This is a genomic window from Bradyrhizobium cytisi, from assembly GCF_008123515.1.
GTDB classification, from domain to species: Bacteria; Pseudomonadota; Alphaproteobacteria; order Rhizobiales; family Xanthobacteraceae; genus Bradyrhizobium; species Bradyrhizobium cytisi.
In genome coordinates this window covers 108,590-130,378 of the sequence record NZ_VSSR01000008.1, presented here as the reverse complement: position 1 = coordinate 130,378, position 21,789 = coordinate 108,590, and the positions used below count along the sequence as shown (strand labels likewise).

Here is a 21,789-nt window from a genome sequence, read left to right as displayed (position 1 = left end):
CTACGTCTTGGTGCTGTCAGCGGGCTGCTGGGCTCGCGTCGAATAGCCTTGGCGGTTCCTGTCGGCTTCGACTTGCCGCGAGCGCGTCACGCCACCTTCGACGGGCGGCGGGTCGGGCGGGGGCGGCTGCTCCGGTGAGCCGTCCGGCTCCAGATCAACCTTCACCCCCGATGCAGCGAGGTCATTCTCCTGCTGCGTCGGCGTCGGCTTCACGTTGGCAGAGGCCTCGCGCGCTGCGGCCTGCTGCTTCTCGCGGTGCGCCTTCTCGTCGGCGAGCCGCTTGCGCGTTGCTTCTTCGTGCTGCTTGGTATCGTGGCGGTGCTCTTGATGGTCAACCATTCTGCTTCTCCTGTTTTTCCTGCGCCAATTACCAAGTCACGCCAGCAACGTAGGCGACGACGCCAGTGCGGCGGATCGTCCAGTTGATCGGTAGGATGAGGCGCAGCGCGAGGCTGTCGGTCTGCCACAGCGACTTCACCGGAGCAGCGACAACGGGCGGCGTGCCTGCCGTGCCGATGTCGAGAGGCGTGGTGTCCTCAAAATGCAGCGTGGCCTGGTCGCTCATCTCGAACCGCGGTGCATCGCCGCCCGCCGTCACGAAGTCAGCGGCATCGAGCGCGATCACGGTGCCGAGCGGCACGGTGCCCGAGTCGATGATCGGCCAGCCGCCGAGCTGGCCTGCAGCAACTTCCTCGCGGAACGGGAAGATGCCCATGCCGGGAGCCGCGACGAGGCCGATGCTGTTGACCTGCTGCGGGTTCATCAGCCAGACCGGCGTGCGGACGTTGCCGCGCGTGCCGGTGAGCAGCGCGCCGCTGATCTGCTTGATATCGCCGACCAGCGCATTGAAGCCGCCGCCTGCTGTGGGCGTCAGACCGACCACCCCGTTGAGGATGCCGGGAGGGCGAACCACAGTTGCCGGATTGCTGTCGAGTAGCACGGTATCGAGCGAGATCGCGGTATCCTCTTGGATCGCCGTGCGCAGCAGGCCCTCAATGGCGGGCACGCTGTGCTCGTTGATCTCTCGGGTCCAAGTGGTGATCACGGCCATCTTTTTTGGCGTGAGGGTCTGCGACGTGAATGCGCCCTGACGAACGGGGATCGGCAGGCCTTCACCGACGAAGGAGCCCGCAATGGTCGGCGTCAGTGAGCGCGTCGGGATCACGATCTTGCCGCTGGTGCCGAAGGACAGGCTGAGCCCGTAGCCGGAAAGCCGGGGATAGACCGACTTCGGCATCAGGGTTTCCATGAACGCGACATAGATTTGCTGGACCAGCTCCTGAGCCCAGCCGACCACGTTGGTCGCAGCTGGCGCAGTCGCCGCCTTGCTCATCCAATCGAACATGGCGGGGAGGGTTTCATCGTCGCCATAGACTTCGCGGATCACGACATCGAGCGGCTTCTTGGTCTGATGCTGGAGCAGCTGCACCACGCCCATGCGAACGAGCAGCTCCTGCGGCTCGATCTTCTTCTTCGGCAGCGCGAACGGGCGAACCGGCTCGGCGTGAGGCCTGACCAGCTGACCGTTGTTTGTGCGAGCAATTACGACGGCGCGGGAGCCTGCGTCGTCGGACGTTGCGCCGAGATGCCTCTCGGTGTCGCGCAGCGCCGCAAGCGTGCGCTCTTCACGCGCGATGTTCTGGTTGATCTCGTCGGCGATCTTGATCGCTTCGTCGCTGACGTCCGTTTCGTCGGTCGTTTCCCAATGTGCGGCGAGCTGGTCGCGGAATGCGACGAGCCGCTGCTCGGCAGCAGTGATCCTCTGAGCAAACGACATAGTCGTGCCCTTTCGAACTAGCGATGATGTGGAGGCTTGCCCGCCAGTGAGCCCACGCCGTTGGATGCCGCCCTTGGTGCCTTTCCCGGCAAAGACGAGATCGATGGTCGCAGGTGAGATGTTCAGAGACTTGGCCACTGCCAGCGCGTTCGGATTTGCTGGCACCGACACCACGCTGGTTTCCACCAGCTCGGCTTTGGTGAAGAACACGCCCCAGTCAGTTTCCTCGCGCGGCTTGGTCTCGATGGGCCGGAAGCCCACGCTGACGGCACGCAGGATGTCAGCCTCGACCAGACGCCTGATTTCGTCGATGCGCTCCGAAGTCCCCAGCGGGGCCAGCTCAAGAACACCGCGCAGCTGCTTGTCTACGACGCGGACAGTTTTCCACGTGCCAATCGGGAAGCTGCTTTGGTGACCGAACAGCGCGATTGGATTTTTCTTGAAGTTGGAGAGCTGCCAGCCATCGGACATGATGATGTCGTCCATGCGATCCGGCGTCTCATCCGACAGCACGAACTCGAAGCCGTTGACCTTTGCCGCATGGGTCTTGTGCCTGACACCTTCAGCAGCGCGGTTGTCCCAGATGATCTGGCAGACGTCCTCGTCGCCGATCTCATCGGTGCAACGGTCCATGAAGTCGGAATAGCTCTCGTCATCCTCCGGCTCGATGTCTTGGCGCTGTGCAGATTGCTTGGTGCGTGGGCGCATGACAGCTCCTCCCGCAGGGCGCAGATTGGGTGCGTTTGATGGTCCATTGCTTCAGAGCTCTAGGCGGCGCTCGATCTCGTCCAGGCGCTGCTCGATCTTGTCGAGCCGCCGCGATAGCTCCCGCGCGCCGGTCTCGGTGAAATGCACTTCGCTCCAATGGCCAAAGCCGTCGCTGGCATAGAGGCCGATGGACGGCACGGTGATCCTGCGGCGGACGCAGCAGAGCAGCTGCAGCCCGGGCGAGTGCTCCAGCGTGATGCCGGCCTCGAAGAGAACGCGCTTCAGGACGGGCGGCGCTTTGCCGAAGGAGAAGATGCTGCCCTTGCCTGTGATGTGGACGACATTCGAGTCGACACTCTCATCAACGGGAGCAAGCTCGACGGTTTCCGCGCAAGCCAGCGTGACAGCTGGTGCCTCGCCATGCGCGCAACGCCACTGCAGAATCGGCAATGCCTCATCTCCCGGCTTCCCGCGTCGGCTCGTTATGGCCTGCGGCGGCAACAGCCGCGCCCTCGGCTTCGACCGCTATCGCAAATTTGCAATCGACCTGTTGCGCGACGGGATGGTTGCGCGTGCCCGATCTGAGTTTGATGAAGTTGATCGATTTGGTCCAAGCCTCGGCAACGACGATGCCGGTTGAGCCCTTGGCGACGACGGTGATTTCCTCGCCGTTGGCGGCGAACAGATCATTGTAGAAGTTGCCGTCCGAGGAGACCTGAAAAGTCAGATTGGCGGGGGTGAACTCCTGCGGCACGGTGATGCGCACGATGGTGCCCGAGGAGCAGTCCGCGCCATCTGAAAGCGATTCGCCGGCGGCAATGGTCGGCCCGTCTACAATGATCAGCGGCATGATGCTCTCCCTTCAGCGATGGCGATTTGCAGGATGCTTCGGATCGGTCGGCCAGCCGTCGTCGTCGACCAGCGTGGTGTAACCGCGCGCTTCGTCGCTCTGCTTCTTCGAGTTGTGGCAGCTGGCGCAGAGGCTCTGCAGCTCGCCGAGGCAGAACAGATTCCAGTCGCCGCGGTGCGGCTCGACATGATCGGCATGGCTGGCGGGCGTCACCGCGCCGTCGCTCGCGCAGTATTTGCAGAGCGGATGCGCGAGTAGCTGCTGCCGCCTGCGGCGCTGCCAGAAGGCGGTGTCGTAAAAATGAGCCCATGCCTCACGCATGAATCAGCACCACGATCAGGATTGCCAGAAGCAGCGAGGCCAGCGCGAAGCTCACAATCCACGGCCGGTTGCTGCCGCCATTGAAGAGGCTCATCCGATCAGCGCTTCGATATCGATGGGCTTGTTCTTGTTGCGATCCCGCGAGCGCAGCCCGAGCAGCATGCCGAGCGCCTGCGCGCCATCGATGCGGAAGCGCGCCTTGTCCTTGTCCAGCTTGCGATTGCCAGCAGGGTCCATCGTCGCGACCGCGTTTGCCATATTCCAGTTCATCACCGGATTGTTCGGATGCACCAGCTGGCGATCCATCACGGCCAGCTCCAGCGCATCGATAGCGGGCCCCATATCCTTGAAGCCTTGGCCCCAAGGCACCAGCCGCAGGCCATCGCCGCCTTTTTCGTTGTCCTCATAAGCCTGCAGGCCGATGCGGTCGAACTCGCGCAGGATGTCGTTGATGCGCCAGCGGTCATAGGCCATGCCCTTGACCTTGAAGCGCTGCGTCAGCTCGGCGATGAAGAGGGCGATCACTTCCGGGTTGATGCTCTTGCCTGGACTGATCTTGAGATGACCGGCATCGGCCCACTCGCTGTAGCGATGCGATCCCGATCCAAAGTCGCGGCTCGAATGCTCGATCAGATGCTCGCGCGGCTTCCAGAAGAACGGCAGCACGCGGCAGGGATCGGCGACTGTGCCGACCAACAGCGCGGTGAGATCGGCCACGCTGGAGAGATCGAGCGCGAGATAGACCTCCTCGTCATCCTGCAGCTCGATGCCGCCCGCGCAGGCCATCCACTCGGCGCGGCTGATCAGCGAGGCGTGCGGCGAGACGCGCTGATTGAGGAACAGGTTGCGGACCTTCGGCTCCTCGGCGGGCATGCGGATCGCCTTGCGGATCGCGGTGGCGAGGTCCTCATGATCGCGGAATTTGCCGAGCGCCGGGTTTGCCTTCTTCCATTGCGCCTCGTCGCCCAGCTCGCAATCCTCATCGGCGGCGTAAAGATTGCAGACGATAGCCGGATCGATGCCGCTGATCCCGTCATCGATCAGCTTGCTCATGATGTGCTCGGGATCGTTGCTCTGCGTCGAGATCACGATAAAGAGCGGCTCGTCGCGAGCGCCAAAGCTGGTATCGAGCACGTCATAGAGATCGCGGTTTTTCGCCTGCGCCAGCTCGTCATAGATCACGAGGCTCGGCAGATAGCCGTGCTTGGTGCCTGCCTCGGCGCTGATCGCGCGATAGACCGAGCCGGTGCGCCGCGCCACCATGGTCTTGGTCGATGGCACCAGATCGATCTCGCTCGCCAGCTCGGGCTCCAGCTCGACCATCTGGCGGGCGAATTTGTAGACGATGGCGGCCTGATCGCGATCATTCGCCGCCGAGTATATCTCGCCATGCACGACGGCCTCGGGGCCGACCAGATGCGCGAGCACGATGGCGGCGATCAAGGCGGTCTTGCCGTTCTTCCGCGCCATCGAGAGGATCGCGCGGCGCACTGCGCGGCGCAGCCCGAGATGCGGCTCATAGATTGCGCGGATGAAGAGCTTCTGGAACGGCTCCAGCTTGAACGGCTTGCCCATGCCGTGCCCGCTGGGCACGGTCAGGCGTTCGATGAATTTGATGACCGCCAGGGCGCGGCGTCTGCCGTCAGGCGTCCGCTTAACCTGCGAGGAGTCCGGCAAACTTGCTCTGCGAATTGTCGCCGTGGATGCCCGCGCTGATGCGGCTGCGCGCGGCAGGCGTCAGGCCGAACTCCGCTGCGAAGCGGACGACATCGCCAGCGTGCTTGCGCACGATCGAGACCAGCGGATTCTGCACGGCCTCGCCGAACTTCGATTTGACGATCATGGAATGCATCACCGGATCGCCAGCCTGCATCCGCCCGAGCGCCTCGGCGGCCATGCGCCACTGCCCATAGCTGTAGCAATAGGCGGCGAGCGCGGGCACATCGACCTTGGTGAGCAGGCCGAGGCGATGCAGCTCGGTGCCGGTGCTCCACCATTCATCGGCGGCATACCCGGTGATGAAGGGCGGCGGCTCGGGGACATCAGGAAGCTGCTCGGGCTGCGGCTCGTCTGGCAGCCGGCGCTGGCCTGGATTCCCGCGAAGCAATTTCAGATGCGTCGGCAACGGACGCTTTCCGGGTTTCATCGTCAGTCCTCTCTTCGGTCGCCGGAGCGTGGGGATCGGTGCTGCTCCGTCGCTGTACTGGGTGGTACCCAGCCATCGCCTGCTTCCCACGCACGCCGCGATACATGGCCGCGCCCTTCGACTGGATCGCGCTGAAGGGCAGCTCTTCGCCGACAAGCCGAGAGCGCGCGGCAGGGTTCAGAAAGTAGATGTAGCGCAGCGTGTAGCCTTCGAGCGTCTTGCCGGTGCCGCGCCATCTGCCGCCCGTTGCCGCGAAATGCTTCAGCCGGTCCTTGCCCGTGATCTGGCTCATCTTGTGGACGACGCTGCCGTCCTCGGCGATGTGCAGGTCCTTGTTGACCTTGATCGCGGTCAGGATAAAGCCCGCCGCGCGATAGATCGTGCCGTCGCCGCATTGGCAGGCATCGGCGAAGCTCACGATCCACTCGATATGCGGGTAGTGCTTGCGGATCATGCGCAGCGCGATGCCGAGCGCGCGGCTCTCCGAATTGCGCGGCAGGATGTCGGTGAAGGCCAGCCGGTTCAATTCGAGGAAACCGTTCCATCCGGTCTCGCGCACCAGCCCGACGATGTTCGACTTCTGCAGGCTCGGGCCGAATTGCATTGCGCCTTCGAGCTGGCCGCGCAGAAAGACGCCGAGCGATAGCGTCGAATTGCGGACCACCTTGCCGCTGTAATGCACGCGCTTGATCAGCGCATCTGCATCGCGCTTGGCGATGGGGCGGACCTCGATCTCTTTCGCGCTGGTCAATGGAGAGCGCCCAGGTAGCAGCGGCAAATTTCTGCGAGCGCATTGCCGTTCTGGTTTTTGTTCTCTGCATCCTCCGCAGGCGGCCCGAGCGCCGCCGATGCGCGCTCAATCGCCGTCGATACAGTGTCGGCCTGCGCCGAATGCAGGATGAAGGTCATCTGCTGAAAGGGCGAGCGCTCGCCATCCGCAAGCACCGGCATGCCGCCGAGGCCTTCGACGCCGATGCCGAACTCGCGCAGCTCGGTCTCGCTGAAGCCGGTCAGATCGGCCATGCCCAACTGCGCCAGATCGCCCAGCTCGACGCGCAGCAGCGCCTCATCCCAGCTCGCGTTCATGGTGAGCTTGTTATCGGCGATCAGATAGGCCCGCTTCTGCGCGTCCGACCAGCCGCGAGCTACCATCGTCGGCGCCTGATCGAAGCCTAACAGCGCCGCAGCCAGCAACCTCCCGTGCCCAGCTATGACAGACCCTTCCTCGTCTATCAGGACCGGCATGGTCCAGCCGAACTCGGCCATCGAGGCCGCGATCTCCTCGATCTGCTCGTCGGAATGCTGGCGAGCGTTGCGTGCGCTCGGGATCAGCTCCGCAAGGGGGCGGCGCTCGACGGCATCGGCAGGCCAGTATTTGGCGATTTCGGACTCCGCGAATGAGCTGTTTTCGTTGGGGAAAACAGGCCTTTTGTGCGCGAGCGCCATTTCGGCTCCTGTGGTCAAGCCCCTGAAAATGCAGCGCTTTTGGCGTTGAGAAGGAAGTTCTACGCGGTATCTTGATGCGGAAAATAGGGCCGTTCTGATGTACAAGTTAGTGGAGCGGGTCCCGGCTAGCTGTTCGGGCCGAAGCGGGCAATTCGGGTGAAGCTTTTGAAATTGCTGGATTTTAACGGTCGAGAACTTTCGTCTCTAACCATTTTTCCAATTTGCAGCCGCTAATTTTGGAGCGCCGCCAGCGCTCGGATGCTTCGCGCCAACAGTTCGCAGGTAGCCCCCCGCCCCGTAGAAGGATATTCCTCCATGTCATCAGTGGGTTAGGGGGCCTCGGAGGCCCGACCCATGCGTCTGCTTGGTCAATTTCGGACTATCGCAAGGTCAGAACCGGCTCAAAACGGCCCCATGTGAGCTCCTTTTGTACCAAGTTCATCCGCAAGAGAAGGAAATGCCACCCTAATTCGGTGGCGTTTCCAATGGCTTGACGGCGAGTGTTCCGCTTTGGCCCTCATCAGCAGCCCGTGCAGATCGATGGTGGCGGCGGTGGATAGGGCGGCAGCGGTGGGTGCTGTCCGTATTTGACCCCGAGGTGTCCTAAGTTGAATTCGCGACTGTCCTATTTTGCTTTTGGGAACGGCAACCTGACCGACGGTGTTTATTCGCGGGGCGGACATGGAGACATCCCATGTTGACGCTGCTGGTACTGGCCGGGACCGTGTTGATGATGATCGTCATCACTCTCGTTCTCTTTAAAGCCGCTGGGCTGAAGCGAGTTGAAGATTTGATCCCGACGCCTAAGAAGACCGATAAATGGGACCGTCTTCACGAGGAGTAAGGCCGCTCGCGGACAAAGTTCACTGTCTTAATTCCCCTCCGCGAGTGTCGGAATCGAAAGGGGCCACCTCGCGGTAGCCCCTTGCCGGTTGAAATCTTGTTCGGGATGAAATGCCAGCCCCGGCCTGCGTAATTCAACTGAGAGCGGCGCGAATGTGGAGTCCGGGCAACTCCGGTGTTCCCGTACCGGAACTTGGGTATCCTAATTTCCCGAAATGGTGTCCTACTTAGGACAGTACCCAGCGGTGCGACTTGGCTGTCGCCTATGGCCTTCCCAGCCGGGGCGGCCCGCCGTCGAGCACGCCGACGAAGTTGAGCAGCAGCAAGATGATGATCAGCACGCCGATCACCAGAATCGCGACCTTGGCCACGCGGCGGAAAGGCTCCTGCAGCGGCACGACATCGACCAGATAGCTCAGCAGCCAGAGGATCAGGCCGACGACGATGATGCAGACAACCAGATAGATCAAACCTGCGATCATGACCGGCTCCTCTCGATGCAGCTTTGCAAGATGGTTTCGCGTCGCTCCATTGCATTGCTGACTTGGTGCAGCGTGTAGGCAAAGCCTGCGAGCACGATGACGTTGATCACCAGCAGAGCGAGGACGAAGGGCGTGCCCTTGAGCTGCTCGACCACCTGCCGCGCAAGCTCTCCACTGGTCATTGCTGGCCTACGTGACCGGAACGCCGTTGATGATGATCGCGATCTCGCCGGTCACTTCGACATCAAGCCGAAGCGTTGGCGGTGCCTTGTCGGGTGGCGGCTCGGTCTGTCCAGGCGGCGGCTCGACAACCTCTTGCGATCCGCCGAGCACGCTGGCGATGGCGTCACAGATCGAGCTGAACTGCGCCTGATAGGTGGCAGCGTCGGCTTCGCTATCGACAAAGCAGGTCTCGATCAGGATCGAGGGCATCTCGGTGTTGTTGAGGAAGAACAGATCGGTGCGTTTCTTCGCGCCTCGGTCGATTAGATCGCCAGCCTCGGCGATAGCGCTCGACATTTCGCCCGCAAGCGCGCTCTGCGTCACGAACAGCACCTCGGTGCCCATCGGCTTGTCGGTCTCGACATAGGCGTTGAAGTGCACCGAGACATCGAGATCGCGCTGCTTGGAATTGTGAAAGTCCACGATGCGATTCAGGTTCTCGCTTTGGCTCTGGCTGACATCGTCGTGGTAGGTGGTGACCTCGGCATCGCGCTGGCGCAACTCATCGGCCACTTGCTCGACCGCGCGGCCGGCCTCATCGACTTCATCAAGCACGCCAGAGGCACCGCGGACGTATTTGCCATGGCCTGACGAGATCACGACGCGGTCGTAGCTCATCGCTCGGGCTCCACGAAAAAACCGGCCTCGATGGGGGCGAGGGCCGGTTGAAGACTTTCCATTGCGGTGTAGTGGGGTGCTGAACAGTCACAACTGTGGCCGCGCCAGCGCGCGTGAAGAGATCACCCCGGAACCGAGAAATCAATTCCCGGCAACGGGGGGAAGATCCGTTCTGAGCCGATCTGGACCTCGCTGGTCAATATCTGTCGAAATAAATTTTTGCGAAGGCGGGCTCGGGCCTCGCTGTAGCTCATCCCGCGACCGAGCTGCTTGGCTTCGAGCCGCCACGCGCGAAAGCTGCGGTTGAACTCGTGCAGTTCGCCGGCAGCCTGCGCCTGGGCGATCCTTTCCTCGATGAAAGCGACCGCGCTGCGCGTGCGCATCAGCACCGTCTGGTGGTCCGTGAGCGGGATGCCCATGTGCGCGGCGGTGTTCTCGATCTGGCGCTGCGCGGTCTTGGCGTCGGCCAGCAGCACGCGCCGCTCGGGATGCCGCAACAGTCTGGCGTTGACCTCGGTGGCAATCAGGCGGGCCTCGCTGCGATCCCTGGCCCAGTATGCGCAGCTGATGCGCAGCCCGCGCCATTGTCGCCGCAGCGTGAGCAGGCTGTGCAGCAGATCGCGCGAGAAGCCGACGACGCTTTCGTCGCTTGGCAGCGCGCCGACATAGACCGCGACGATGCCATAGATTGCGAGATATTCACGCTCTGCACCCCTTGGCAATTTGAGCGCCATGGCTGTTCCGCTCCAACTCGCGCACGACCAAGACTATTTCAGTCCTTGCCTTGGCGATAGGGCGCGGACCTGGCCCCAAGTGACGCAGAGCAGTGCGCTGATGTCCGAGAAGGTCCACCAGCGGCGGTCGAAGGATCATAGCAGGTGAGTCCGCTTCACTAGTGACAGCGGACCACGGCGAGCCTCTGGGCGACTTCGCCTGGGCCAACAGCGGTCATGGCACGCTTGGCTTTAGAGTGCAATTAATGGTATGCTTCAAAGATTAAGGTCAACTAGGCGTCGTGTTGAGCCGCTGAATTTTCCTTAGGTTCGACGAGCGCTTGTCTCCCCTTTGAACCAAAGTGCGGAGTTCGCCATGAAATCGACCCGACGATCATTCGTAAACGGCGCGGCTGCGGCCAGCTTGGCATTCACAATCCTCAACGGAATGCCCCTGCCTGCAAACGCACAAGCAGTCACTCCTGAGGAAGCGCAGCAAATCGCTGAGGACGCCTATATCTACGGCTATTCGCTCATCACGACCGAAGTCACCCGGGTTCAGATGAGCAATGTGCCAAAGGTTGAAGGGCTTACGGCGCCGACCGGACAGTTCATCAACATTCCGCGGTATCCGCCGGCGGATTATCGTGGCGTTTCGGCGCCAAATGCGGACACACTTTATTCTCTGGGTTGGCTCGACCTCACTGAACCGCAGGTGTTCAGTCACCCAGATATGGGCAATCGTTTCTATTTGTTCGAGGTGACCGACCTTTGGATGTCGGACTCCGAGTCATCGCCGAGCAGACGCACGGCTGACGGCAAGGCCGCCAACTACCTGTTCACCGGCCCTGGCTGGAAGGGCGAGGTACCGGCAGGCATGAAGCAGTTCCCCATGGCGACGCGCTACATGGTCATTCTGGGCCGAACTTATGCCGATGGCACCGAACAGGATTACAAGGCAGTTAACGAGTTGCAGGCACAGTACAAGATCACGCCGCTTTCCTCATGGGGCAAGTCGTATACACCTGTCGCGCCGCCGGTGAATCCGAATCCCGGCTTCAGCATGACCGATAAGCCGCAACCGGTCATCATAGCTATGGGAACGGAGGGATATTTCAATCTCTTGGCGAAGCTAATGGGTGGGGATGCACCGCCAGCAGCGGGAGATGGCCCCATCCTCGCGAGCATGGCGAAGATCGGTATCGTACCCGGCAAGCCGTTTGAGATGAGCAAACTCGATCCCGCTGTGCAGGCTGCATTGAAGGACATTCCGCAATCAGCCCTGAAGAAGATTGAAGACAACAAGGCAGCCTTGGGCGGGATCATCGACGGCTGGGTGGTGACAAAGGGACTAGGTACCTACGGCCCCGACAGCTACATGATGCGCGCTGTGGTGGCGGCATTCGGTTGGCCCGCCAACCAGCAGCGGGATGCGGTCTATCCCTACACGGAGACCGATTCGACGGGACAGAAGCTGACGGGCGCAAACAAGTACACCTTGACCTTCGCCAAGGACGCGACGCCGCCGGTCAACGGCTTCTGGTCGATCACCATGTACATGATCGACCAGGGCTGGTGGTTCGTTCCCAACCCGCTGAACAAATTTACCGTCAGCCTGCGCGACAATCCAAAGTTCAGTGCCGATGGTTCGCTGACGCTTTACCTCCAGGATGAATCGCCGGGTAAGGACAAGGAGGCGAACTGGCTTCCGGCTCCGAAGGGCGAGTTCATTCCGATGCTGAGGATGTACTGGCCGAAGGATGAGTCGCCTTCGATCCTGAACGGCTCGTGGAAGCCCCCGGCGGTGCAAAAAGCGAGCTAAACTTGTACCGCGCCGGCGCAAACGCACCGGTGCGGTATTTCCCAACTGCGCAGTTAAATCGGAGACAAGTTCAACGTCCGAGTTGGGTCATTCTCGTCGTTTTGACAGCGTAACCGGCGCTTCCGGTCGCCTCCGGAGAAGCGGACGATCACCAAACCGATGGGCAGGTCTCAAACGGGCCATAACCGGACCTTTGCTTGTTTACTCAATTACTTTGTCGGCGCTCGCGAGAAGTGCTGGAGGTACGGAAAGGCCCAGCTGCTTGGCAGTCTTGAGGTTGATGGACAACTCAAATTTGGTCACTTGGTAGATCGGGATATCGCCGGGCTTTGCTCCTCGGAGAATTGCGTCGATATTGTTGGCGACGCGCTTATACAGTTCGATCAGGTCGAAAGAATATGCCATTAAGCCCCCGGCCTCGACGGCTTCAGTAAATCCGGAAATCGACGGGAGGTTCGCGTCGCCGAGCAACTTGACGATCATGGTGCGGTTTTGAAAGGTCTCAGGTGAATCGACGACCATGACCGCATTTGCACCGTCCCGGGAGATGCTCTCGACCGCCGCCCGCCAGTCCGTTTCTTTGGAACCAATTTCCAGTAAAGACACTGCAATAGGCAGACCCGCTGCCTCGGCCGCCGCCGCGATTGGAGAACCCGTGAAAGGACCGCTGTTTTGAATGCGAAGCGCGAGACAGCCAAGTTTCGATAACGCCGGAAACATCTCGCGCAACAGCGCAATCCGTTTTCCATGAATGGACGGGCCGGGGTCAACGCTGGCTCCCGTGAAATTGCTGCCGGGATGAGCCAGACTTTCGGCGATCCCTGCTTTAACGGGGTCGGCAGTGACTACTACGATCGGAATCCGCGATGTCAGTTTTTTGAAGATAACTACGCCAGGGCCAGTGGCGAGGATGACATCCGGGTTGCTCCGAACGATTTCCGCCGCCAGGGCTTCGAAGCCCGATGTATTTTGCTCTCGGCCGTAACTGTCGACCGAGAGGTTCTGTCCCTCGATCTGCCCCAACCGTCGAAGCTCGGCGAAGAAGGCTCGAGAATATCTGTTTCCGCTGCGCTCATGCCAGTCCGCACCCAGCTCCGATGGGACGGAGATAGCAAGACGTTTCTTATTGATGTTCTGCTGTGCCGCCGCAGCGAGCGGCCATGCCACCGCACTACACACGACACCGAGAAAAGCCCGCCGCCTCATGTCCAGTCCCTAGCTTAGATCAAGGCATCTTACTGGCTAAAACAGGCACTTTGGAGACTAAAGGTGGTTTGGCGATGTCTGTGTGGGGTCAACAACGGCCCTGACAGCGTTGAAACGGGACTTCCGAAGTGTCCCAGAGAGCAGACATTCGCGGTGCTCGTTGGTATGTCTCAAACGGGCCAAGAGCCGACTCGCCAGTCGCTCCGCCGTAAACTGCTGAGCCCTCACATGCCAGGCTCGATAGGCTTGTCGACTGCGCCCCCGCCTTCAGCCCAATCCTTGAAGGCGCCGAGATTGTAGACCTGATCATAGCCCATTTCTTTGAGCACATTGCCGCTCAAGGCCGAGCGCCCGCCAGAGGCACAATAAAGGATAACGGTTTTGTCCTTGGCGAAGTTCTTATCATGGTAGGGCGACTCGGGATCGGCGCGGAATTCCAGCATGCCGCGCGAAACGTGTAGGGCGCCGGCGACCTTGCCGCTTTTTTCCACTTCCGGAGCGTCGCGTACGTCGACCACCAGCGTATTGCCCTTGGCGATCATCTCGCTTGCCTGCGCCGGCGTTATCCGCGCACAGTGGCGTTGGCAGCTTCCATCATCAGCTTGACGGTTAATGCCATGGCGTCCTCCTCTCTAGAATTCACGACCCTCAGACTGCGGACATACCCCGAGCCTCAGGGTACGCCAAGATATCACACCTCACGTTGGTGCGGCAGAGGCATCGAAGAAGCGGCGAGGACCGGACAATGACCACTTCGGGTCAAAAATGCGAAGAACTCAACGTGAGCAAATCTGGTCCGCCATGCCTCGGTGAGCGGACCTCGTGGAGGGTGCCGCCACTTCGCCGATGGGCACAAAGGCAGACAATCCACCGAAACTTGTGTGGTAACGCGTCGATCCGTCGACGATCCGCTCGGCCCCTCGAGATCCGCCGAAGCCAGAGCTATTTTCAGCGTGTTCGCCCGCGGCTTCAGAGCTGCAATCTGATGAGGAGAAGCCGGCATACCAGCTAACATTAGCGTTGGCGCAACCGTATTCTCCGCCACTTGGGTCGCGCCCAGCACTGCTAATTGATGCCGAGTGATCGGAAAGCCCGTAAGTTCAAAGAAGATGCAATGCGCGCGAAGGCCGCTTCCGCGCCGAGAAAAGCCGACTTGGAGTGATCACATCAGGTTCATCCGCCTGGAGCTTCACTGGGCCATGCGCAGTCTGTCGAGGTCCTGGTCAACCGATAGAGCCATGGGCGTATTGTACGGCGTCATCCGATACGTCTGCAAAGATGGTGCGGCCGCAACCAGAGCGGGCCACGCCGCCTGCGCCTCGACGGCGTGGCCGGTACGGACCAGTGACGACAGCCAAATCGCCTTGCAGACGCCAAGCGCTGGCGTTCGATCCATGCATTCGCGCGCGAATCGCAGCGCATTTTCGTAATCCTGCACGGAATAGCGCAGCCTTGCCGCTACGATGGCGTAATTCGGTGGGCGTAGCGGGCTCCAGGAGATCGCCTTCTCGAAGGCTTCAATCGCTACTTGGGTTCGACCGGCATGGTGCTGAGCGACGGCGAGGGCGACCCAATTGTCCGGATCGCCAGGGCCGAGTTCAGTCGCCCGCTCGGCCGCAGTCACTGCTGCCTCAGGGTTCTGGCTCGAGTCGATTGCGATGGACAGCATTCGCCACGAGCTGGCAAGCAGCGGGTCTAGCGCAGTCGCGTGCTCGATGTCGGCGATCGCCTGCGGCAAGTCCTGACGACCGAGCCCAGGATCGTGATGGCCAAAGATCAACAGTGTCTTCGCCTGTCCGAGATGCGCCCATGCCGGGGCGTAGTTTGGATCAAGGCGGACCGCCTGTTCCAGTTCTTGCCGCGCATCGCGAAGGCCCTCAGGACTCGGCGCGATAGTCAACGCGATCGCGCGCAGCACGCGCGAGTGCGCATCAAGCGAGGCTGGCGCACGGTTTCGTAACACGGCCCGGTCCGACTCGCGCACGGTTGCACCAAGTGACGCGCTGATCCGTGAGATCAACGCCTCAGTAACCTCGGGGAGGTCTTGCGCGGTGGGTTCGAACCGGCCGCTCCAGACGATGCGACTGTTGCTGGAATCGATCAGTTGCATGTGGAGCTGCAGCCGGTCGCCGCGCCTCTCCGCGCTGCCGTCCACAAGGTAGCGAGCGTGGGTCATCGCAGCGATCTGCGACGGCGATAGGTTCTTACCGCGAAGTTCAGCTGTGGCGAGGGGTGAGACGATGTGCAGGTCGGGGTTGCGCGCAAGTTCGCTGGCAATCATGTAGGCTAATCCGTTGCCGTCCGGACTGCTTTCGCGAGAGGCGTTGAGCACGCGCAAGGGCAGAACTGCAACATCGACCACCATCCTGTCGTGTGCCTCGCGGCGCCCGGGGGCGGCGCCGGGGAATGAAAATTGCCAGACCAGCACGATCGCGACTGCGATCATCGCAAGGGCGGCGGCCACGCGATAGAAGCTTTGCACATCGCGTGGTGCCGTATCCGCCGCGTCGACGATCAGAAGGTAACCACGTCGTGGCATCGTTCGCACGACTTGCTGCCGGGTGTCACCGAGTGCGCGCCGGATCTCGACGACGCATTGCACAAGCGAGTCGTCGGTCACCGAAACGCCCGGCCAGACTCGCGCACTTAGATCGCGCTTTGTAACCAGCTCTCCGTGCCGGCGCCCCAATTCGAGCAGGACTGCCAGAGCCTGAGGCCGCAGCTCAACGGCTTGGCCGTACAGGTCAAACAACTGCGCCTGATCCAAATCAAGCGTATATCCGTTCAGCCGCAGGCAGGCCATGAGCATGCCTCCCACCATTCATCTTAGCTTAGCGGACCGGTGAGTGCGCCTCAAGGCAGGGGGCATAGCCTGATTTCGTCTTTTATCGTCCCTTTTCGTCCTGTCTCACCACAGACCTGCGCTACGTTGACAATTGGAGAGCCGCTGCCTTGAACCAGCGGTACCCCAAGAACAAAGGAGCTGCAACGCAACTAAGAGGCGCGGAGTGTCTCCGGAGCGCAACCGCAGTGGTAAATCTCTTTTGTTTTTAAGGAGACTGCAAATGAGGAAGATATTTTCGATGGCCGCCATCACGGCGGCGACGCTTATCGTGCTGCCGGTCTGGCACTCCGTGGCGCACGCGCACGATCATAGTCGCCCCGAACTCAATAGCTGGTTCGAGAGCCTCAAAAGTGGCAAGGGGCCATGCTGTTCCGATGCCGACGGCAAGGCGCTATCCGACACCGACTGGGAGGTGACGGGCGGCCACTACCGCGTGCACATCGAGAGCCAATGGTGGGACGTGCCAAACGAGGCCCTGATCAAGGAGCCGAACCGCGCCGGTCGCACGATGGTCTGGCCCGTCTACTATCGGGTGCTCGACAACCAGCTGCGGATCGACATTCGCTGTTTCATGCCCGGGGTTATGATGTGACCGGTTCGCGTTTTCGAACGAAAGCCTGTTCCATGGGCCATAGGCGATCCCCAGTGTTCCGTAATCTGTTCACCGTCGCACTGATGGTATGGACCGGCCCCGTGCTCGCGCACGATCACAATCGGGCCGATCTGTCGAAGTGGTTTGAGAAGCTTCATGACCGAAAGGGGGATCTGTGCTGCGATGGTAGCGAATCGATGCATTTGTCCGAGGTAGATTGGGAGATTAACGGCAACCGTTACCGCGTCCGCGTGCCGACAACATCTGGGGGCTTCCAGCGCGCGATGGCCGGCGCCCCCAACGTGGAAACCGAGTGGGTTCACGTGCCCGACGACGCCGTCATCGCCGAGCCGAACAGGGCTAACGTGACGCTGGTCTGGCCGCTCTACGGCCCGATGGGCGTGAGCGTTCGCTGCTTCGTGCCGGGAACGATGACGTGAAGCGCGCGGTTTGTTTTGCGATCCTGCGCTCCTAATTGGCGTTAGGCGGGGGTCCGCAATGGGTAGCAATCGCGTCGGTTTGGTCCCGGCGCAGTGATTTCTGGTTAACCCCGGTGAGCGGACATCTTTAGTGCCGACCGGAAGGTCTCAGACGGGGCCAGAAGCAGACGTATAGACCCGCTCCACTCACGGTCCGCTCCATCTGCGAACCCGAACATCAGGCAATTCGACGCCGAGAGGATTTACGTGAGCACCATCTGAAGGACGATGCCGGCGCTCACCAACGGCTGCGGCTCTGCCATATTTTCTCACCGATGAGACAGGGCACCCGCGGCTCTCTTTCGACCGCCGGGATGATCCGGTGCTCCATCGTTCGGCCTGCGACCTCCAGTATTAGCTTGGTCCGAATCGCCTGTTTGAGTTGATCGCGGTCCCTGACCGCCACCACAAACGACCCTGGCCCTCCAATCACGCAATCCTCGTAATATAAATCCAGGTCATCGATGTCCATCATAGAAGAGTTTGGTTTCATCATGATCGGCAGGCCGTTGATGGTGATCCCCTTCTCCAGCGCCGCATCGCGCGCGCCAGTAACAGGGCTTCCCTCGTTGTTCGCTCCATCACCGGAAATGTCGACCACACGCCTCGGCCCGCGATACGGGTCTTTATCGAACAGCAGCATTGCGAAATTGATCGCGCCTGAAATCGAAGTGCGGGAGCCCTGGCGAACCGGCGTCTCCATGATCTCGGCGGCCATTGCTTCTGCAGATTCCAGACCGTCGATCAGCCTCCAACGCGTGATGATCTTCTGGTCATTCGATGCAGACCACTCAAAATAGGTCACGGCCAATCTTCTGTTCGGGCCGGCATTGAGTGCCTGGAGAAATTCCTTGGAGACGATGGCTTCCGCATAACCTATGCGCTGAACGAGAAGTTCGTCGATATCTACCGAATAGGAGACATCAACAGCGATAGCGAGCTCAATATCGACGGATGGCAGGCCATCTTCGTTGACTAATTGATAGCTGAGATTCCGGGCGGCAGTACTGGCGACTTCGCCACCAGCTATCGCTCCCACGACCAGCAGGGCAGCGGCAACAAGTGGAACCGAGGAGCTGCCGATCCGATCTAACAGCCTGAGAGTTCGAAACCTCATGTCATCTCCTTTGGCTTGTGAGATGCCGAAAGGAACTCATTCAATCGAAGGCGTCGTCGATAGTTTTTCAGGGGCCGCGTTGCTCGGACAAAGGCTGCACGATGGCCCCTGAAAAACTCTTCAGGTCGTTCTATCTGTGCTCCCAGTTGCTGCTTAGGTTCGGTGGTGCGGCGAAACGCCCCGTTTTGTTCCGTTTGTCAATGGCCACTTCACATCCAATTGCTGACCAAACGTCATAGGTCAGCGATGGGTCAATTGCGTAGATTTACGCCTCGGGCAACGACTTCCGGTCTAATTCCCGCTCCTGACGCAAACTGGAGCGATGGGCCATAATGGACAAAAAGACCGACTATGCTGTCTCGGAAAGGACGGAGACGACAGCGAGACCAGCGTCAGTTTGCTTTCGTCTGGGCAGGGTGGCGGCGACAAGTCCAATTGTTTGCATTGCTTCGCCCGTGCGCGCGTTTGCGAAGGCAGCTCACCAAAGACGCGACGGTAAACGCGCGAGAAATCCCCCAGGTGCCAAAAGCCATTGGCGAGTGCCGCCGCCTTGACGCTAAAAGCGCCCGTCAAAAGTTGAAGCCGCACCTGCGTTAGTCTTTTCAAACGAAGGTAGGAATGCAAGCTCATGCCAACGACGGAGACCGACGCCGAGTGCAACGTCCGCACGGACGTGCCAATTTGCTCCGCGAGTTCTTTGCTGTAGAGCGGTCTTGAAGGCGGTATTGTGCGGACCAGCGCGTCTAGCTCCGCAACGATTGCAGTGTGCCGCTCACGTGATGGCAGCTTATCGAAGGGGGTGGCTCGCATCGCCCGCTCGACCATCAGGACCGTTCAGCCAAATGTTCGGGTGATGTGCGACAACATCATAGTCGCCGCTCGTGAATAGCGACTGTCGTTGTATTGCTCGTCCACGAAATTGAGCGCGAGGAGAGCGACGATAATTGCGCCTGCAACTCTCATACCGAAATGGTGGGCCTTACCCTTTAAAATTCGGTTAACTGTGTCCGGGTGCCTGCCTTCTCAAACGGTTGCGCTGAAGCGGGCGCATGAAACGAGCTACTTCGCGAGTCCGCTATGAGTCCAAAGGCGGCCGCCCGGCGCTCGCATGAGGCGGGTCCGGTTTTCCCGCGACAGCGGACCTATCCACACCCACGAGGCGCAGTAGCTCAGCGCACATCCGATCCCCTATCTATTGACAATTTGCCGGTGGCACCGCTCAGCGCTTTCATTGGGCAATGCCTCATCTCACCCGCCGTCGAGACCGTTGGACAGGAAAGTTGGCTGATCTACTACGGCGATGTCCTGGTCGGGTGCATCGGCCAACGCTCCGGCAATCCGACCGAGAGCGATCCGTGGCAGTGGCGCTGCGGCTTCTATCCGGGATCACTACCCGGCGAATGCACCTCCGGCAGTGCCACGAGCTTAGAGAGCGCGCGCGCTGCGTTCTTGGCGGCTTGGGCGGTTTTCTCGTCCAAGCGCACGGAGGCCGACTTCGAGGAGTGGCGACAAGAGCAAGAATGGACTGCGCGGAAATATGCCGCGTGGGAACGCGGAGAGAAGGGGTGCTCGTCCGATAGAAATTACGTCCCGGGGCGCACGGCCTGGTCCTACTGGGACGGCACCCGACCCCGCGATGGTTACGCGCAGGAGACACCACCCGTAAATTTCCCAAGTGTTGGCAACCAAGTGCACTGATTAAGTGGTCCCGGCAGGTTTTGAGCGCCGCACCATGAAAGCACCGAAGCCAAAGCAATGGGCTGAGCGCGAGGTCCAGCAATTGTCCAAGCTGGCCTGGGCAGGAGCTTCCGTATCGAAGATAGCAGCCGAGCTGGGCCGTCACGCAGGATCAGTGAGGCGAATGGCAAGAGCGATGGGAATACTGTTGAAGAAGTAGCCCCGCGCCTCCCTGCCAGCGGATCAGCTCGACGGACTAAAAAAGTGCACACGACACATCATCCCGTTTGTGCGGCGCGAAAGGATTGCCACCTCGCGTTGCCCGTACTCTTACGGACGTTGCACATCCGCGATCTTTGGCATCTACTTCAGATTGTTTTATGACGGTCTAAATTTTCAGACGAGGTCCCATGAGCGTCAAAGCCATGATGGCGACCATTCTCCAAGATCAGATGACGTTGCGCGGTGTGAGTTCGCTATCGCCCTCCGACTACGAGGATATCGTAGAACTGCTGGTAGAGCAGCTCAGAGAGCTGGAGCTTAGCCTGGCGGCGCGAGAACTGACGGACAAGCACGAACCATAGTTGGGGAAGACCTTGCCCGCGTATTCGTCAAAAGCACAGCCATATTTGGACACGATTGCCGAAGGCATTTTTTCCTCAGAGAAGATCAGAGATTGGTTGATCAGCGGCACGCCAGCCGAAGCCGGGTATCTTAGAGCCGACGTTCTCATCGATGAACATCGCAAAGTACGTTGGCAGAGGACGCAAACGAAGCAACCGTTCTGGGCAAACTATTGGTGCGGAAAGGACTCTCGATGCACGTGCAGGATCGAGGGGAGCAAAGGACTAGAATCTGACGCTATCTTCTTTCTTCGCAATCGCACTACTAGACGGGTTCTAGCTGTGCACGTCGAATTTAAGCACCCCAACGAGGCGTTTGGGTTCGGACAGCCTGAGGCTTATCCATTAAGGGCCGATTGTTTTGCTCGAACCCATTCCGCGCGACCGACGATCAACCCACATGATGATTGGGCCACTGTCATCTTTTGCGGAGACGATGCCTTGGCAGACCGGCGGATCTCCAATTTTAATCGCGTGATCACACACAGAGAGGCCACAGTTATGATCCCAGCTTATCCCCACATATAGATCGCCAAGCTAGCTACACCACGAACTCCGTGGCGGACAGCTCGCCGCACTGCAAACGTAGCGCTCGGCGAGGCCTTCACTTATCATGATCTGGCCCACATCACCCCCCAACCGATAGCGCTGCGCATAGGCGCCCATAGTTGCAGAGCTTGGTACCCTCTAGGCCGGGCTTGCAGGCGCAAGCGACACGGCTTAGGCGCGCGTCGCCTGTTGTGCCTCTACGAACAAGTTAGCCTGAGGCCTCTCTGATGGAAGAGAGCGCCTCTGCTTGATTACCTCGTAATGGTAAGCGCCCGAACTACCGTTTGTTCGCGAGGATCGGCATGATCCACGGACTGTACGCCGTGAGGCATTAGACAATGACCAATGACCGCCTCGTGCAGCCACCGCCGATCTCTCATATTCGCAAGAGCGGCATCGTCGGAGCCGCGCTCCTCCTGCTTGGGCCAATGGTCGCTTCCACCGCCCTTGGAGCAGGAGCGCGCATCTCTGAAGCCTTCAAGCCGTTCGAGAAATCGGCGAATGAGCGCGTCTCTGAAGCCTTCGAAGACATTAAGGGCATCGCCCCCGTCTCCGACGAGTTGAAGACTGCGCTGGCGTCGCTGACCCAGAGCATTCATAGCGCGCAGACGCCGCCGGTTCTGGCTGAAGGCAATGAACAACCTGAGCTTCTGTGACGAGAAACGACAGGACTGGGTGCTCGGGGAACTGTGCCGCCACGGCGGGGGAGCTGCTTCGCGGCCATTTTCGCTTTCAACAGACACCGCGATGAAG

23 protein-coding genes and 1 pseudogene are annotated in these 21,789 nt (G+C 60.4%); 6 read left to right on the top strand and 18 right to left on the bottom strand.

Going from position 1 to position 21,789, the window contains the following annotated elements; genetic code table 11:
* The 9 genes from FXB38_RS04740 to FXB38_RS04700 form a co-directional block, all read right to left on the bottom strand.
* Positions 1–339: a hypothetical protein gene (locus FXB38_RS04740; protein WP_148749606.1), complete on the bottom strand. Its 339-nt coding sequence runs from the start codon at positions 337–339 to the stop codon at positions 1–3.
* 28 nt (positions 340–367) lie between these two features.
* Positions 368–2,485 (bottom strand): phage major capsid protein, encoded by a 2,118-nt coding sequence (locus FXB38_RS04735; protein ID WP_148749605.1) that lies wholly within the window; start codon positions 2,483–2,485, stop codon positions 368–370.
* A 51-nt stretch (positions 2,486–2,536) separates the two neighbouring features.
* Complete coding sequence (locus FXB38_RS04730) at positions 2,537–2,935, bottom strand: hypothetical protein (RefSeq protein WP_148749604.1); 399 nt, start codon at positions 2,933–2,935, stop codon at positions 2,537–2,539.
* Between the two features lie 4 nt (positions 2,936–2,939).
* Positions 2,940–3,335, bottom strand: a complete 396-nt coding sequence (locus FXB38_RS04725) for a hypothetical protein (RefSeq protein ID WP_148749603.1) — start codon at positions 3,333–3,335, stop codon at positions 2,940–2,942.
* A gap of 12 nt (positions 3,336–3,347) precedes the next feature.
* Positions 3,348–3,656, bottom strand: coding sequence for an HNH endonuclease (locus FXB38_RS04720; RefSeq protein ID WP_148749602.1), 309 nt, complete (start codon positions 3,654–3,656; stop codon positions 3,348–3,350).
* A 90-nt stretch (positions 3,657–3,746) separates the two neighbouring features.
* Complete coding sequence (locus tag FXB38_RS04715) at positions 3,747–5,333, bottom strand: terminase large subunit (protein WP_246229664.1); 1,587 nt, start codon at positions 5,331–5,333, stop codon at positions 3,747–3,749.
* Positions 5,311–5,781, bottom strand: coding sequence for a phage terminase small subunit P27 family (locus tag FXB38_RS04710; RefSeq protein ID WP_187434661.1), 471 nt, complete (start codon positions 5,779–5,781; stop codon positions 5,311–5,313). The genes FXB38_RS04715 and FXB38_RS04710 overlap by 23 nt, the downstream gene beginning before the upstream one ends.
* Positions 5,699–6,553 carry a Mom family adenine methylcarbamoylation protein gene (locus FXB38_RS04705; protein WP_187434660.1) on the bottom strand — a complete coding sequence of 285 codons (855 nt, stop codon included), beginning with the start codon at positions 6,551–6,553 and terminating at the stop codon, positions 5,699–5,701. Before FXB38_RS04705 ends, FXB38_RS04710 begins: the two co-directional genes overlap by 83 nt.
* Positions 6,550–7,248 (bottom strand): ParB/Srx family N-terminal domain-containing protein, encoded by a 699-nt coding sequence (locus tag FXB38_RS04700; protein ID WP_148749600.1) that lies wholly within the window; start codon positions 7,246–7,248, stop codon positions 6,550–6,552. Before FXB38_RS04700 ends, FXB38_RS04705 begins: the two co-directional genes overlap by 4 nt.
* Before the next feature lie 694 nt (positions 7,249–7,942).
* Between FXB38_RS04700 and FXB38_RS42565 the strand changes: the two genes are divergently transcribed.
* Positions 7,943–8,092 (top strand): hypothetical protein, encoded by a 150-nt coding sequence (locus tag FXB38_RS42565; protein WP_187434659.1) that lies wholly within the window; start codon positions 7,943–7,945, stop codon positions 8,090–8,092.
* Between the two features lie 262 nt (positions 8,093–8,354).
* Here the strand turns inward: FXB38_RS42565 and FXB38_RS04695 are convergent, their stop codons facing one another.
* From FXB38_RS04695 to FXB38_RS04680, 4 genes are all read right to left on the bottom strand, one after another.
* Positions 8,355–8,573 carry a hypothetical protein gene (locus FXB38_RS04695; RefSeq protein ID WP_148749599.1) on the bottom strand — a complete coding sequence of 73 codons (219 nt, stop codon included), beginning with the start codon at positions 8,571–8,573 and terminating at the stop codon, positions 8,355–8,357.
* A complete protein-coding gene (locus FXB38_RS04690; RefSeq protein ID WP_148749598.1) occupies positions 8,570–8,755 on the bottom strand; it encodes a hypothetical protein in 186 nt (61 codons plus the stop codon). Before FXB38_RS04690 ends, FXB38_RS04695 begins: the two co-directional genes overlap by 4 nt.
* Before the next feature lie 7 nt (positions 8,756–8,762).
* Positions 8,763–9,413 carry an N-acetylmuramoyl-L-alanine amidase gene (locus FXB38_RS04685; RefSeq protein ID WP_148749597.1) on the bottom strand — a complete coding sequence of 217 codons (651 nt, stop codon included), beginning with the start codon at positions 9,411–9,413 and terminating at the stop codon, positions 8,763–8,765.
* A 122-nt stretch (positions 9,414–9,535) separates the two neighbouring features.
* Positions 9,536–10,147 carry a hypothetical protein gene (locus FXB38_RS04680; RefSeq protein WP_148749596.1) on the bottom strand — a complete coding sequence of 204 codons (612 nt, stop codon included), beginning with the start codon at positions 10,145–10,147 and terminating at the stop codon, positions 9,536–9,538.
* Positions 10,148–10,502: 355 nt separating this feature from the next.
* Here FXB38_RS04680 and FXB38_RS04675 point away from each other — a divergent pair, with 355 nt between their 5' ends.
* Complete coding sequence (locus FXB38_RS04675; RefSeq protein WP_210250861.1) at positions 10,503–11,948, top strand: DUF1254 domain-containing protein; 1,446 nt, start codon at positions 10,503–10,505, stop codon at positions 11,946–11,948.
* Between the two features lie 201 nt (positions 11,949–12,149).
* Here the strand turns inward: FXB38_RS04675 and FXB38_RS04670 are convergent, their stop codons facing one another.
* From FXB38_RS04670 to FXB38_RS04660, 3 genes and pseudogenes are all read right to left on the bottom strand, one after another.
* Positions 12,150–13,154 carry an ABC transporter substrate-binding protein gene (locus FXB38_RS04670; protein WP_148749595.1) on the bottom strand — a complete coding sequence of 335 codons (1,005 nt, stop codon included), beginning with the start codon at positions 13,152–13,154 and terminating at the stop codon, positions 12,150–12,152.
* A gap of 224 nt (positions 13,155–13,378) precedes the next feature.
* Positions 13,379–13,773: pseudogene (locus FXB38_RS04665) on the bottom strand (rhodanese-like domain-containing protein).
* A 570-nt stretch (positions 13,774–14,343) separates the two neighbouring features.
* Positions 14,344–15,957: a winged helix-turn-helix domain-containing tetratricopeptide repeat protein gene (locus FXB38_RS04660; RefSeq protein WP_187434658.1), complete on the bottom strand. Its 1,614-nt coding sequence runs from the start codon at positions 15,955–15,957 to the stop codon at positions 14,344–14,346.
* 280 nt (positions 15,958–16,237) lie between these two features.
* On the opposite strand from FXB38_RS04660, the gene FXB38_RS04655 reads away from it, so the two are divergent.
* The gene (locus tag FXB38_RS04655) at positions 16,238–16,591 is read left to right on the top strand and encodes a hypothetical protein (RefSeq protein WP_246229663.1); all 354 of its coding nucleotides are present in this window, start codon (positions 16,238–16,240) and stop codon (positions 16,589–16,591) included.
* A gap of 53 nt (positions 16,592–16,644) precedes the next feature.
* Positions 16,645–17,031 carry a hypothetical protein gene (locus FXB38_RS04650; protein WP_148749592.1) on the top strand — a complete coding sequence of 129 codons (387 nt, stop codon included), beginning with the start codon at positions 16,645–16,647 and terminating at the stop codon, positions 17,029–17,031.
* A 277-nt stretch (positions 17,032–17,308) separates the two neighbouring features.
* Here the strand turns inward: FXB38_RS04650 and FXB38_RS04645 are convergent, their stop codons facing one another.
* The gene (locus tag FXB38_RS04645) at positions 17,309–18,187 is read right to left on the bottom strand and encodes a DUF1194 domain-containing protein (protein WP_148749591.1); all 879 of its coding nucleotides are present in this window, start codon (positions 18,185–18,187) and stop codon (positions 17,309–17,311) included.
* 291 nt (positions 18,188–18,478) lie between these two features.
* Complete coding sequence (locus tag FXB38_RS04640; protein WP_246229668.1) at positions 18,479–18,997, bottom strand: helix-turn-helix transcriptional regulator; 519 nt, start codon at positions 18,995–18,997, stop codon at positions 18,479–18,481.
* A 1,277-nt stretch (positions 18,998–20,274) separates the two neighbouring features.
* On the opposite strand from FXB38_RS04640, the gene FXB38_RS42560 reads away from it, so the two are divergent.
* Positions 20,275–20,448, top strand: coding sequence for a hypothetical protein (locus FXB38_RS42560; protein WP_187434657.1), 174 nt, complete (start codon positions 20,275–20,277; stop codon positions 20,446–20,448).
* 926 nt (positions 20,449–21,374) lie between these two features.
* The gene (locus FXB38_RS04625) at positions 21,375–21,692 is read left to right on the top strand and encodes a hypothetical protein (RefSeq protein WP_148749589.1); all 318 of its coding nucleotides are present in this window, start codon (positions 21,375–21,377) and stop codon (positions 21,690–21,692) included.
* Positions 21,693–21,789: the final 97 nt, after the last annotated feature.

Excerpts from the sequence above, each read along its gene's own strand:
- FXB38_RS04740 (WP_148749606.1), bottom strand. The coding sequence starts at position 339 with ATGGTTGACCATCAAGAGCACCGCCACGATACCAAGCAGCACGAAGAA.
- FXB38_RS04735 (WP_148749605.1), bottom strand. The coding sequence starts at position 2,485 with ATGCGCCCACGCACCAAGCAATCTGCACAGCGCCAAGACATCGAGCCG.
- FXB38_RS04725 (WP_148749603.1), bottom strand. The coding sequence starts at position 3,335 with ATGCCGCTGATCATTGTAGACGGGCCGACCATTGCCGCCGGCGAATCG.
- FXB38_RS04720 (WP_148749602.1), bottom strand. The coding sequence starts at position 3,656 with ATGCGTGAGGCATGGGCTCATTTTTACGACACCGCCTTCTGGCAGCGC.
- FXB38_RS04700 (WP_148749600.1), bottom strand. The coding sequence starts at position 7,248 with ATGGCGCTCGCGCACAAAAGGCCTGTTTTCCCCAACGAAAACAGCTCA.
- FXB38_RS42565 (WP_187434659.1), top strand. The coding sequence starts at position 7,943 with ATGTTGACGCTGCTGGTACTGGCCGGGACCGTGTTGATGATGATCGTC.
- FXB38_RS04695 (WP_148749599.1), bottom strand. The coding sequence starts at position 8,573 with ATGATCGCAGGTTTGATCTATCTGGTTGTCTGCATCATCGTCGTCGGC.
- FXB38_RS04690 (WP_148749598.1), bottom strand. The coding sequence starts at position 8,755 with ATGACCAGTGGAGAGCTTGCGCGGCAGGTGGTCGAGCAGCTCAAGGGC.
- FXB38_RS04685 (WP_148749597.1), bottom strand. The coding sequence starts at position 9,413 with ATGAGCTACGACCGCGTCGTGATCTCGTCAGGCCATGGCAAATACGTC.
- FXB38_RS04680 (WP_148749596.1), bottom strand. The coding sequence starts at position 10,147 with ATGGCGCTCAAATTGCCAAGGGGTGCAGAGCGTGAATATCTCGCAATC.
- FXB38_RS04675 (WP_210250861.1), top strand. The coding sequence starts at position 10,503 with ATGAAATCGACCCGACGATCATTCGTAAACGGCGCGGCTGCGGCCAGC.
- FXB38_RS04670 (WP_148749595.1), bottom strand. The coding sequence starts at position 13,154 with ATGAGGCGGCGGGCTTTTCTCGGTGTCGTGTGTAGTGCGGTGGCATGG.
- FXB38_RS04660 (WP_187434658.1), bottom strand. The coding sequence starts at position 15,957 with ATGGCCTGCCTGCGGCTGAACGGATATACGCTTGATTTGGATCAGGCG.
- FXB38_RS04655 (WP_246229663.1), top strand. The coding sequence starts at position 16,238 with ATGGCCGCCATCACGGCGGCGACGCTTATCGTGCTGCCGGTCTGGCAC.
- FXB38_RS04645 (WP_148749591.1), bottom strand. The coding sequence starts at position 18,187 with ATGAGGTTTCGAACTCTCAGGCTGTTAGATCGGATCGGCAGCTCCTCG.
- FXB38_RS04640 (WP_246229668.1), bottom strand. The coding sequence starts at position 18,997 with ATGCGAGCCACCCCCTTCGATAAGCTGCCATCACGTGAGCGGCACACT.
- FXB38_RS42560 (WP_187434657.1), top strand. The coding sequence starts at position 20,275 with ATGAGCGTCAAAGCCATGATGGCGACCATTCTCCAAGATCAGATGACG.
- FXB38_RS04625 (WP_148749589.1), top strand. The coding sequence starts at position 21,375 with ATGACCAATGACCGCCTCGTGCAGCCACCGCCGATCTCTCATATTCGC.